Source organism: Tropicimonas isoalkanivorans, assembly GCF_900112335.1.
GTDB lineage: Bacteria > Pseudomonadota > Alphaproteobacteria > Rhodobacterales > Rhodobacteraceae > Tropicimonas > Tropicimonas isoalkanivorans.
The window spans coordinates 1-10894 of sequence record NZ_FOLG01000032.1 but is presented as its reverse complement, the minus strand read 5'-3'; the positions used below and the strand labels follow the sequence as shown (position 1 = coordinate 10894).

Sequence of the window (10894 nt, the reverse complement as noted above, 5' to 3'; positions counted from 1 at the left end):
CGTCGATCATGACCGTCGTCTGCTCGCCGTGATCAGCGGCCAAGCCGACCATCATCTGGGCAAAGATGCCTTTATCGCTCCAACGCTTCCAACGGTTGTAGAGCGTTTTGTGCGGGCCATATTCCCTCGGCGCATCTCGCCATCGTAAGCCATTGCGATTGATGAAGATAATCCCGCTCAAAACACGCTTGTCATCGACGCGAGGCTTGCCATGGGACTTTGGGAAGAAAGGCTCAAGACGCGCCATCTGCGCATCCGTCAGCCAGAAAAGATCAGACATGTTCACCGCTCGGTTTTCGGACCGTGAATCACGCCCCTACCCGGAAATCAATGGGTCCTGACCCTAGAATCCTGTAAGAACTTTTTGATGAAACGGCAAAGCAATTGCGACAGCCATCTAGATGGTACCCAAACATGGAGTGTTCGGGCGGAAGGAGCCATGTGTCAGCTTTCGGGCAGAACTCCGGCCGCTCTTCGGTCTGTGTTGACAGAGTGGCCTTTGGTGTCGGCCCCGATGGCGGAGGCCCTAACAAGCGCAAGTCGCGCGGCTGTTCAAAGGAACCTCGCATGGATGGAAGAGCGAGGCCTGATCCGAGAAGTGACGCAACAAGGGCGATTCAGAATGTGGCGGATCAAGGACTAGACCGTTGTGATCAGATCCAGCGACAGGGACCTTCTCGGTTCACTGAGGGATGAGCGCTTGCCGCCAATACTTACGTTCATCGATGCCGCCAAACGGTCGTGGTTTGAACATCGACCTAAGTGTTTTGGTCGGAATCGCTCTGTGTGATCCGGCAACGAGCTATGGCAGGCTTTCGAAAAGATCCGGTGTGTCCTCGTCGCGCTGCCTGCTTAGACCCTCGCCAAGATGCAGGCAAGGGTGCTTAATTCGTGTCAGGCCTTTGCCGCCCTCAAAATGGACCCACCCTCCTCTGGGCATGCCCACGCTTACGATCAGCGCCCCACATATTGGACAAGTCCGCCTGAACGATGCGCCCCTCTTGCTTTCACGATCGCCCCGAACTGCCCAACCGCCGCGGACGGATACCGTGCGCCCTGACGACAGACGGCGGGTGTGTGCCTTCCGGTAATACCAGCGGTCCGTCATTCCATACCCCTTCTTTCCTCGACCCGGCTGCCTCTTTGGGTCGAGCGCACGTAAAAGCCTTGTGTAATAGCCTCCTGCACCAGCCCGACGTGCGAGATCAGGCCGACGTCCCGGCTGCCAATCATCATCAGCGCCGCACCGAGGCCAGCCCGCAGACCATAACCCTGCGCCGCATAGTCGCCACGCGCCGCTTCCCAGTGGAAGATTGCATTGGAGATCGTGAAGATGCCGAGCATCGTGAGTGCGATCAGGTTCCGCCAGTTCTTCCCGACAATGATTTCGCGTGCAAGGAACCCGGTCAGCGCCACCGGCATGGCAAGATCGACAAGCGCCACGGCAAGGGACGGCAGACCAGGCGACAAGAGGACTTCTGCACGCCCGCCGACCCAGAGCACGAAAAGCCCGCCAAGCGGCCAGCCGACAATCGGCAGTTGCCAGGTCCAGTTGGGAACAGCTGTCAGCAGGAATCCGGCAATGATCGCCGATAGATAGCCGAACAGAAACTCATGCGCATGCCAGCTTGCAGCGTCGAACCGGCTTGGCAGTTCGAGGGAACCGGAGAGCGCCGGAATCCAAAGCGCCATGGCAAGCGCGACCCAGATGGCGGCCCAGAGGAAGAACGGACGGAACCCGAAGCTGAGGATCGCCGGGCCGCGCCACGCGCGCATTCGCTCCGCCGTGGTGCTCATGTCGCTTCCTCATCCGCTTGCACCCCGTTCTCGGTCAGGATGAGGTCGAGAGGGGTATCGTGGGGTTGCGGGTAGATGGTTTTGAGCTGTGCCGACTGGAAACCAATGCCGATGACAAAAGGTTTCGGGTCAAGCGCCGCCAATGTCCGGTCGAAATAGCCCCCGCCATAGCCGAGGCGATAGCCATCCGCCGTCCAGCCGACGAGGGGGGCAAGCGCGATGTCGGGCGTGACGACGGGGGCGTCCGGCGGCGGAACGGGAATGTTCCAATCGCCGCGCACCATGCGGGTTTCGGGCGTCCAGCGGCGAAAGGTGAGCGGGGCGGCTTTGGTTTCGACCAACGGCAGGGTGACGGTCACGCCAGCCTCGTGCACGTCGGCCATTAGCGGGCGCAGGTCGAGTTCGCCCTTGATCGGCCAGTAGGCGGAAAAGACCTTGCCCTGCGCCCCGCCGAAGCGGTCTTGCAACACCTGCCGCAGATGCCCGGCCAGTGCCTCGCCGATCTCCTTGCGTTCAGCGACCGACACGGTCAGGCGCGCGTCGCGCAGGCGGGTGCGTTCGGCCTTGCGCCAGCGGGCCACGTCGCGTGCCTGTTCGGGATCGACCGCCAGCGGATCGAAATACTCCGGTGCGACCTCGGCGGCATAGCAGGGCGGTGAGGAAAAGCCGCTTTGGCAGCGGTAGCTTTTGAATTCGTCGCTCATGTCTTCGCCTTGAAACCGTTTCGAAACGTGCCGTTCAGGATATGCCCCGCCTGCGCGACCATGGCGTCCAGACGTGTGGCGGCGGTCGGGATGTCGTGGATCGCGCCCGCACCCTGACCGGCATAGAGCGTCATTGCCTCAAGGTCGCCGGTCACGGCGCGCAGGGGCGAATCCGTGCTGAAGCGCAGGCGCGGTTGATCGCCGTCGCGGGCGATGGCCTCGCGCGGCAGGCTGTCGGGATCGTGAACCAGGTAATGTCCTTCCAGTGCGTCGGTCACGCTGTTGGCGATCACCCGCACCGCCGCACCCTTGGGCCAGTTCAACACGAAGACATCGGTCAGCACCGTGTCGTCGCCCGTGGAATCGACGATGCGGGACTTGTGATAGGGGTGGGCAAAGGACTCCCTGGTCGCCAGAAAGGCCGTTCCGCATTGCACACCATCGGCGCCGATGGCCAGCGCGGCGGCAAGGCCCTCGCCCGTTGCGATCCCGCCCGAGATCACGACCGGCAGGTCGGTCTGCGCAAGGATCTGCTCGGCCAGCCCGAAGGCGGGGTGCCGTCCATGGACATGACCGCCCGCCTCGACGCCCTGCGCGATGATCACATCCGCCCCGGCCTCTTCGGCCAGTCGCGCGGCTTCGGCCGTGCCGACCTGGTGCAACACAAGGCACCCCGCGCGTTTCACGCGGGCCACCACATCCGGCATCACGTCCCAGAAGAAGCTGAAGGCCGTCACCCCAAGATCGAGGCAACAGGCAATCTGCGCGTCAAGCAACCGCGGATCGGTCGCCGCCGGGATCAGGTTGACGGCAAAGGCCCGGTCGGTCGCGCCCCGCAAAGCGGTCACCTCTGCCGCGATCAGGGCCGGGTCTTCGCGCACCATGCCCAACGTTCCGTAGCCACCCGCATTGGCCACGGCGGCGGCCAGTTCCCAGCACGAAACGCCGCCCATTCCGGCCAGCAAAACGGGCTGGTCGCAACCCAGCAGGTCGCAAAGCGGGGTGCGCAGCAAGGTGTCATGCGTGTCCGTCATGTCTGCCCCTCCCGTTCCAACCATTGGCGCAGGTAATCGCGCAACACGATGGCATTGTTATGCGTCTCATTCTTCGAGGCATAGAGCAGCGTGACGACGCCCTCGCGCGCATATCCGGCAAGTTCGCGGATCAAATCGTCATGCGTGGCAAGTTCCGCCTGATAACGCGTGGTGAACGCCTGCCACTGATCGGGGTGGCCGTGGAACCAGTGCCGCAAGCCATCGCTGGGCGCCACCTCTTTGCACCATTGAAACAGACGGGCGCGGTCCTTGGCGGCGCCGCGCGGCCACAAACGGTCGACCAGTATCCGCTTGCCATCCGACACGCGTGCCGCGCGATAGATCCGCTTGACGCGGATACGCTCGCCGGGGGTGTCGGGGAGGGGCGGCCTTGCGGGCGGCATCAGCTGTCCCGCTTGTCCGTGTCGCCGATGACCTCTACCGCCTTCAGCGCATGGGCCCAGGAGGCGCCGGCGCGCATTTCCGAGGCAACCCAGATCGCCTCCATGATCTGTTCGCCCGAAGCGCCCTCATGCTTTGCCGCCTTCACATGGCCTTCGATGCACCACGGGCATTGGGTCGCATGCGCAACCGCCACGGCGATCAACTGCTTGGTGCGCGTATCCAGCGCCCCTTGGGCGAACACCGCCTTCGAGAACGCGCGAAAGGCGTCCTCGGTTTCCGGTGCCAGGGCATGTCGCCGGTCGACAAGCTCCCTGGTGGGTTTTGGCAGGTGTAGCTCAGACATGGCCTGTCTCCCGCGTTTCGAATTGCGGGAACAATACATCGTTTTCCAGCCGGATATGCGCCGCGAGGTCGTCAAAGAATTCGCCGATTCCGGCATAGAGCCGCGTCCAGCTTCTGCAGGCGCCGTCCGGCAATGTCAGGTTGTTGGTCAGGGGCCGGATTTGGCTGACTTCGGCTTCGTGGTTGTCATGATCCGCGCGCATTGCCGCAATCGGCGCATCCAGCCCCGCCGCCGCGTTGCGAATGGCGGGGAACAGGATCAGTTCCTCTTTCTTCATGTGAACTTCCAGATCACCGATCATCCGGTGTAGCAGGTCGGCCAAACCCGCGGGAACATCCGTTTGCCCGGCATGGACCGCTTCGACCTTTTCCGACAAGATCGCCAGTTCAGGAAGCTGGGCACGGTGTTTTGCGTGATACTCGGTCTCGATGAAACTGGTCAGGTCGCCCGGGTCTTGCGGGGGCATTGGTTTCGTCATGTTCGTATCCTCGGGTCAGAGCAGTGGTGGAATTGTCCGGGGCTTCGCATCCTCGACCGCCATATGCAGCGAGCGCGCGATCCGCTCGGCGCGTTCGATGACATGCGCCGCGCCTTCGGGCGGGCAGGCTTCGGTCGCGGTTTCGCGGAACAGCGTCAGCCAGCGCTCGAAATGATCCCAGTCCACGGGCAGGCCGACATGGGCCGGCACCGGGGCGCCGTGATATCGGCCCGTCATCAACGCGACCGACGACCAGAAATCCACCATGCGTTCCAGGTGCGGGTTCCAGTCGGAAATACGGGCCGCGAAGATCGGCCCGAGAGCCGCGTCAGCGCGCACCTTATCATAGAAGCGGTGTACCAGCCGGGTCAGCTTTTCCTCGTCCAGTCCCGTCTGTGCCATGATCTCGGCGGTCATTTGTGGGCGGGCGGAGATAATCTGTGGATCAGCAGATGGCATGGGGTCCTCAAAATTTTGAGCTTGAGTCTCATGCTATCTCTGTTAAATAGGTATTGTAAATACCAATTTGAAAAAGCGGAGCGACATGAACCTCACCTCCTTCACCGATTATGGGCTTCGGATGTTGATGCGAATGGCGAGTGCGCCCGACCAGGCTTTCTCGACGGCCGACCTGGCCGAGGAGTTCGAGTTGTCCCGCAACCACCTGACGAAGATTATGCAGCGGCTCGCACAGGGCGGGATCGTCGAGACCCGGCGCGGGGTGAACGGTGGCGCCGTATTGCGATCCACCCCCGCCGAGGTCCGGCTTGGCGACGTCGTGCGGCTGCTCGAACAGGGGCAGGCGCTGGTCGAGTGTTTCGGGCCGACCGGAGGAGGGTGCACGATAGAAGGCTGTTGCCGTCTGAAGTCCCGGCTTCGGCAGGCCGAGGCTAGGTTCATCGAGGATCTGAACAGATCGACACTTGCCGATATTGCCCTTCCGCAACACGCAACAGCATGACGAAGAAAGGCAGACCAAGATGACCGAAACGCTGTCCATTTCCGAACGCAGGATCGGCGTGGTTCTATCGGTTCTGCTAGCCCTGACGGGGCTCGTTATGGCAGCAGCAGCTCGTCACGGGGTCATGTCTACACATGGCTTCATGGCGCTCGGGCTGGGAATCGGACTGGCTTTCCTGCTTGCTGGCGCACTCCATGACCCGGAGCCTCCGACGGATCGCCTGCGCCGATACTACGATGCGCCAACCCGGTTCGGAATCGTGATGACTCTGATCTGGGCGATAATCGGAATGGGTATCGGTGTATGGGTTGCTGCATTGCTCTACTGGCCCGAGGCAACGCCACCCTGGCCGGCTACCAGCTTCGGTCGACTGCGTCCCGTGCACACCACCGGGATTATCTTCGGCTTTGGCGGCAACGCGCTGGTCGCCACGTCTTTCCACGTCTTGCAACGCACCTCCCGCGCTCGCTTGGCCGACTCTGTCAGTCCCTGGGTTGTGCTCATCGGTTACAACCTGTTTTGCGCCTGGGCTGTCACCGGCTATCTGATGGGCTCGACCCAATCCAAGGAATATGCCGAAGCCGAATGGTACGCGGACCTTTGGCTGGTGGTGATCTGGGTGACGTATTTCGCGCTCTACATTCGAACGCTCGCACGCAGGAACGAGCCACACATATACGTCGCCAACTGGTATTATCTGGCCTTCATCCTGGTCGTGGCGATGCTTCATATCGTCAACAATCTCGCGTTGCCGGTGCGCTGGACGGCAGCTGAAAGCTTTCCGGTCTGGTCGGGTGTGCAGGATGCGATGGTGCAATGGTGGTACGGCCACAACGCGGTCGCCTTCTTCCTGACCGCCGGGTTCCTCGGAATGCTATATTACTTCCTGCCCGTGCGGTCGGGGCGGCCAATCTGGTCCTATCGCCTGTCCATCGTCAGCTTCTGGGGCATCACCTTCTTCTACATCTGGGTGGGGTCGCACCACCTGCACTATACGGCGCTGCCCTATTGGGCGCAGACGCTGGGCATGACCTTTTCGGTGATGCTACTGGTGCCGAGCTGGGCCTCGGCGGGCAACGCCATCGCCACGCTGAACGGCGCCTGGCACAAGGTGCGCGATGACGCCACGCTGCGTTTCATGTTCGTGGCTGCGGTGTTCTACGGGCTGTCGACCTTCGAAGGATCGTTTCTCGCCATTCGCCCCGTCAACTCACTGTCGCACTATACCGACTGGACCGTGGGCCACGTTCATTCCGGCACGCTTGGCTGGGTCGCCATGATCGTCTTCGGCGCGATCTATACGCTGGTGCCGCAACTCAATGGCAAGACGGAGATGGCATCATTGCGCGCCGTCGAATGGCACTTCTGGCTCGCCGTCACGGGCACGCTCGTCTACGTCGTGTCGATGTGGAACGCCGGCATCACGCAAGGGCTGATGTGGCGCGCCTATGACGAGAATGGCGCGCTGTCCTACAGCTTTGTCCAGTCGGTCGAGGCGATGGCCCCTTATTACCTGTTGCGCACCATCGGAGGCGGGTTGTTCCTGACCGGTGCGGCGATCTGCGCCTGGAACTGCCGTGCCACGATGCGCGGAGCAGCAGGTCATGCCGCCGACCGGCCTCTTGCCGTGCAGCCGGCGGAGTAATCCCATGCTGAAACTGCACTACAATCTCGAAAAGGTTTCGATGGGGCTGGTCGCGGCGATCATCGTGGCCGCCTCGATCGGCGGGATCGTCGAAATCGCACCGCTGTTCACCATCGACAAGACGGTCGAAATACCCGAAGACCTGCGCTCCTACACCCCGCTGGAACTGGCCGGTCGCGAGATCTACATCCGCGAGGGTTGCTATGCCTGCCACAGCCAGATGGTGCGTAGCCTGGCCGACGAACTGGATCGCTACGGCCCCTATTCGCTGGCCGCGGAAAGTGCCTACGATCACCCGATGCTCTGGGGATCGAAGCGGACCGGCCCGGACCTTGCCCGACTGGGCGGCAAATACTCCGATGAATGGCATGTGGCACACCTGATCGACCCGCGCAGTGTGGTACCAGCCTCAATCATGCCGTCCTACCCCTGGCTGACGCGTACCCTTGATACCGATCTGTTGTCTGACGCGTTGGCCACGCTGGCCCGGCTTGGCGTACCCTATGACGAGGACATGATCGCGGCAGCGGAAGCCGATGCGCTGGCGCAAAGCCACCCGGACAGCGACGCGGTGGACGGATTTCTGGAGCGCTACGGCGAACGTCCCGCGACCCGAGTCTTCGATGGTGATCCGTCTCGCCTGACAGAGATTGATGCTCTCGTCGCCTATCTCCAGTCTCTGGGCACCTTGACCGATGCGCCCTATCGAACCCTCGCGGAGGACATCCAATGACCCATGACATCCTGGTCTATCTGTCCAAGACCGTTGGCCTGATCTGGCTGATGGGGTTCTTCCTGATTGTTGTCAGCCGCGCCTACAGCCCGTCACGGCGCAAGGCCTATGACGCCGCCGCCCGTTCTGTGCTTCCTTCAAAGGAGGTTGGAGATGAGTAACCCGACCGATCCGAGGCAAATGCCAGGCGCCGATCCCTATTCGGGCAATCGCAAGATCGATCCGGTCACCGGCTACGACACCACGGGGCACGACTGGGGCGGAATCACCGAGCTCAATACCGCGTTCCCGAAGGTCGTGATCTGGGCACTGGTGCTGACGTTTCTTTATTCGGTCGTTGCCTGGATTCTCTTGCCCGCCTGGCCGACTGGACGCGGTTACACACGTGGCTTGCTCGGGCTGGACCAGAGCGAAGAAGCGATCAAGGGCTTCAACAGTCTTGCCGACAGGCGGCAGGATTGGCTGTCGCGGTTTGCGGACGACAAGTTCGATGTCCTAAGCCTAAGCGCCGACGCGACACTGATGGCGACCGCAATGCCCGCCGCCGCGCGCCTGTTCGCCGACAACTGCGCGGCTTGCCACGGCACGAACGGGCAGGGAGGGCCGGGCTTTCCGGTCCTGTCGGACGAAACATGGCTGTGGAGCGGCGACGCGGAAGAAATCGCCACGACCATTGGCCACGGCATCAATACCGAAGATCCAGACACCCGCTACGCCGAAATGCCGGCCTTTGACTGGATGGAGCGGTCTGATCGGTTAACCTTGGCCGAATTCGTTTCCGAGATGCCCGGTAGAGCTGTCGATTTTGAGAGCCCTGCGGGCACACTCTTCTCCGAGAATTGCAGTTCCTGCCACGGCGAGACCGGGGCGGGCGGTCTCGAAATCGGCGCACCCTCCTTCACAGACGAGGCGGTGATCTATGGCCAGGACCGGGAAACGGTGATGCAGACACTCCGACGCGGGCGCCATGGGGTGATGCCGGCCTGGTCGGGTCGCCTGTCAGAGGCCGAAATAAACCTTCTGGCGCTTTTCGTGGCCCGACTTGGCCAACCGGCAGGAGGCGGGCAATGAAGCCGGCCGGACAAAAACGGCTGGCGATCAGCGCTGCGCTTGCCGCCGTTCTGCTGTTTCTCGGCGCGAATGCGCATCTGTTGACCGTTGCCCTGCAATCACAGCCGGACTGTCGCGAGACCGCCGGCGCGATGCCTTCCATGCGGTCCTGCTGAAAAGGAGAACAGGATGCTGGAACCACTACCGACCTTACGAAATCCGGATCGGCCCGCCTTACCCTATGCACGCGACCTGCCAGCGTCTTCGGCGTTGGATTGGTTGCAAGCTGGTTGGCGAGATGTGCGAATGGCGCCGTGGTCCAGCCTTGCCTACGGTTCGTTCCTGACGCTGATATCCTATGCCGTCCTGTGGGCGCTTCACGCGAGCCACCTGTTGTATCTCGCACTGCCCGCGATCTCCGGGTTCCTGATTGTCGGTCCGTTCCTGGCGATCGGGCTCTACGAAAAGAGCCGCAGGCAGGCGCAGGGTCAACAGGTAGCGTTTTCCGACATGCTGGTGTTCTGGCCGTCGTCAAGAGGGCAATTGGCCTATGCCGGACTGCTACTCGGCCTTCTGATCCTGTTCTGGCTCCGGGCGGCAGATCTTCTTTATGCACTGTTTTTCGGCCTTATCCCGTTCCCCGGCGCGGAGGAGGCGTTGACCAATGTGTTGACGACGCCCCGGGGTTGGGCGCTGATCGCAACAGGCACGCTGGTGGGCGGACTGTTCGCAGCCTCCGCCTTTGCGATCAGCGTCTTCTCCATTCCGATGCTGGTCTCGCGTAAGTCCGATGCGCTGACCGCCATGGGGCTGAGCTTTGTCATGACCGTGCAGAACCTGCGCCCCATGTTGGCTTGGGGTGTGGTCGTCGGCTTCGGAATAGGCCTGTCGGCGGTTACCGGCCTCGTTGGACTGGTCATCCTTTTTCCGGTTCTCGGTCACGGCACCTGGCATGCCTATCAGGCGATAGCCGGTGATAGGAAATGAGCCTCCTGCTGCTCATACCTCTTTCGATCGGCCTCGGTTTGATCGGTCTTTGCGCCTTTTTCTGGGCGCTCAGAAACGGACAGTTCGATAACCCTGACGGCGCCGCGTGGCGCGTCATCCCTCCTGATCAGAAAAACAAAACAGAAGGAAAACCCGATGACAGACTGGCTCCCGACACTGAAGACAACAACGCCCGAAGAGGGTTATAACCTTGCGGTAAAGCTTGCACGCGTGGCTGTGAAGCTGACCCAACCAGACGCCGAGGTGCGTGACCGGTTGCGCCCGGAATACGCTGAAAACTCCGGCACCCTGATCGCTGTCAGCCAGGTGGTTGCGACGCACTTCGCCACCGTCGCCGCGGCAAATGACTACTGGCAGGGCAAGACATGACCGACGTTGTACGACACCGAGACCAGTTCATCGTCGATGCGCAGATGCTTGCAAGAGCGTTTGACCTGTCCGTCGAAGAAACCCGTAACCGGATGCAGGGCGGGCAGATCGCATCTCTTTGCGAGACGGGAGAGGGTGAGGATGCGGGGCGCTGGCGATTGACCTTCCGGCACCAAGGCCGCGCCCTACGGCTGATCGTTGATACACGTGGCGCGATTCTGAGTAAGAGCACGTTTCCAGTCGGTCACCCGAACATAGCGACCCGAACAAGATAGGCTCAGGACCCATTAATCGGCTTGCGGGGCCACTGGCGGCGTGATTCACGCTCTCCAACTATAGGAGGGTGTGGTGAGTAATCTTTTCTGGC

General features: G+C 61.8%; 18 protein-coding genes and 1 pseudogene. 11 read left to right on the top strand and 8 right to left on the bottom strand.

Annotated elements, in window-relative coordinates; all coding sequences use genetic code 11:
* Window positions 1–280, bottom strand: a 280-nt coding sequence (locus BM075_RS23600; protein ID WP_143089910.1) for a transposase, incomplete at its 3' end; no start/stop codon positions are given.
* 114 nt (window positions 281–394) lie between these two features.
* Here BM075_RS23600 and BM075_RS23595 point away from each other — a divergent pair.
* Window positions 395–643: pseudogene (locus tag BM075_RS23595) on the top strand (hypothetical protein); the annotation flags it as partial.
* A 461-nt stretch (window positions 644–1104) separates the two neighbouring features.
* On the opposite strand, the gene BM075_RS23590 reads toward BM075_RS23595, so the two are convergent.
* The 7 genes from BM075_RS23590 to BM075_RS23560 are packed head-to-tail and all read right to left on the bottom strand — an operon-like array spanning window position 1105 to window position 5220.
* On the bottom strand, window positions 1105–1797 hold the full coding sequence (locus BM075_RS23590) for an NnrS family protein (protein WP_245758966.1): 693 nt from the start codon (window positions 1795–1797) through the stop codon (window positions 1105–1107).
* Window positions 1794–2501 carry a 5-formyltetrahydrofolate cyclo-ligase gene (locus BM075_RS23585; protein ID WP_093363066.1) on the bottom strand — a complete coding sequence of 236 codons (708 nt, stop codon included), beginning with the start codon at window positions 2499–2501 and terminating at the stop codon, window positions 1794–1796. The genes BM075_RS23590 and BM075_RS23585 overlap by 4 nt, the downstream gene beginning before the upstream one ends.
* Window positions 2498–3535 carry an NAD(P)H-dependent flavin oxidoreductase gene (locus tag BM075_RS23580; protein WP_093363065.1) on the bottom strand — a complete coding sequence of 346 codons (1038 nt, stop codon included), beginning with the start codon at window positions 3533–3535 and terminating at the stop codon, window positions 2498–2500. Before BM075_RS23580 ends, BM075_RS23585 begins: the two co-directional genes overlap by 4 nt.
* Window positions 3532–3939 carry a DUF488 domain-containing protein gene (locus BM075_RS23575; protein WP_093363064.1) on the bottom strand — a complete coding sequence of 136 codons (408 nt, stop codon included), beginning with the start codon at window positions 3937–3939 and terminating at the stop codon, window positions 3532–3534. Before BM075_RS23575 ends, BM075_RS23580 begins: the two co-directional genes overlap by 4 nt.
* Complete coding sequence (locus tag BM075_RS23570; protein ID WP_093363063.1) at window positions 3939–4283, bottom strand: carboxymuconolactone decarboxylase family protein; 345 nt, start codon at window positions 4281–4283, stop codon at window positions 3939–3941. Before BM075_RS23570 ends, BM075_RS23575 begins: the two co-directional genes overlap by 1 nt.
* A complete protein-coding gene (locus tag BM075_RS23565; RefSeq protein ID WP_093363062.1) occupies window positions 4276–4761 on the bottom strand; it encodes a hemerythrin domain-containing protein in 486 nt (161 codons plus the stop codon). The genes BM075_RS23570 and BM075_RS23565 overlap by 8 nt, the downstream gene beginning before the upstream one ends.
* A 15-nt stretch (window positions 4762–4776) precedes the next feature.
* The gene (locus BM075_RS23560) at window positions 4777–5220 is read right to left on the bottom strand and encodes a group III truncated hemoglobin (protein WP_093363061.1); all 444 of its coding nucleotides are present in this window, start codon (window positions 5218–5220) and stop codon (window positions 4777–4779) included.
* Between the two features lie 85 nt (window positions 5221–5305).
* Here BM075_RS23560 and BM075_RS23555 point away from each other — a divergent pair, with 85 nt between their 5' ends.
* The 10 genes from BM075_RS23555 to BM075_RS23515 all read left to right on the top strand — a co-directional run bounded on the left by BM075_RS23555 (window position 5306) and on the right by BM075_RS23515 (window position 10802).
* Window positions 5306–5722 carry an RrF2 family transcriptional regulator gene (locus BM075_RS23555; protein ID WP_093363060.1) on the top strand — a complete coding sequence of 139 codons (417 nt, stop codon included), beginning with the start codon at window positions 5306–5308 and terminating at the stop codon, window positions 5720–5722.
* Between the two features lie 19 nt (window positions 5723–5741).
* On the top strand, window positions 5742–7367 hold the full coding sequence (gene ccoN, locus BM075_RS23550; protein ID WP_093363059.1) for a cytochrome-c oxidase, cbb3-type subunit I: 1626 nt from the start codon (window positions 5742–5744) through the stop codon (window positions 7365–7367).
* A 4-nt stretch (window positions 7368–7371) separates the two neighbouring features.
* Window positions 7372–8100, top strand: coding sequence for a cytochrome-c oxidase, cbb3-type subunit II (gene ccoO / locus BM075_RS23545; RefSeq protein ID WP_093363058.1), 729 nt, complete (start codon window positions 7372–7374; stop codon window positions 8098–8100).
* Window positions 8097–8261, top strand: a complete 165-nt coding sequence (locus BM075_RS23540; RefSeq protein ID WP_093363057.1) for a cbb3-type cytochrome oxidase subunit 3 — start codon at window positions 8097–8099, stop codon at window positions 8259–8261. The genes ccoO and BM075_RS23540 overlap by 4 nt, the downstream gene beginning before the upstream one ends.
* Entirely contained in the window at window positions 8254–9171 is a 918-nt protein-coding gene (ccoP, locus tag BM075_RS23535; RefSeq protein WP_177208469.1) for a cytochrome-c oxidase, cbb3-type subunit III, read from the top strand. The genes BM075_RS23540 and ccoP overlap by 8 nt, the downstream gene beginning before the upstream one ends.
* Entirely contained in the window at window positions 9168–9326 is a 159-nt protein-coding gene (locus BM075_RS24580; RefSeq protein ID WP_177208468.1) for a hypothetical protein, read from the top strand. Before ccoP ends, BM075_RS24580 begins: the two co-directional genes overlap by 4 nt.
* Before the next feature lie 130 nt (window positions 9327–9456).
* Window positions 9457–10137 carry a DUF2189 domain-containing protein gene (locus tag BM075_RS23530; RefSeq protein WP_245758965.1) on the top strand — a complete coding sequence of 227 codons (681 nt, stop codon included), beginning with the start codon at window positions 9457–9459 and terminating at the stop codon, window positions 10135–10137.
* Window positions 10134–10346, top strand: a complete 213-nt coding sequence (gene ccoS, locus BM075_RS23525; protein ID WP_093363054.1) for a cbb3-type cytochrome oxidase assembly protein CcoS — start codon at window positions 10134–10136, stop codon at window positions 10344–10346. Before BM075_RS23530 ends, ccoS begins: the two co-directional genes overlap by 4 nt.
* A complete protein-coding gene (locus tag BM075_RS23520; RefSeq protein ID WP_093363053.1) occupies window positions 10294–10527 on the top strand; it encodes a hexameric tyrosine-coordinated heme protein in 234 nt (77 codons plus the stop codon). The genes ccoS and BM075_RS23520 overlap by 53 nt, the downstream gene beginning before the upstream one ends.
* Window positions 10524–10802, top strand: a complete 279-nt coding sequence (locus BM075_RS23515; protein WP_093363052.1) for a DUF6522 family protein — start codon at window positions 10524–10526, stop codon at window positions 10800–10802. Before BM075_RS23520 ends, BM075_RS23515 begins: the two co-directional genes overlap by 4 nt.
* Window positions 10803–10894: the final 92 nt, after the last annotated feature.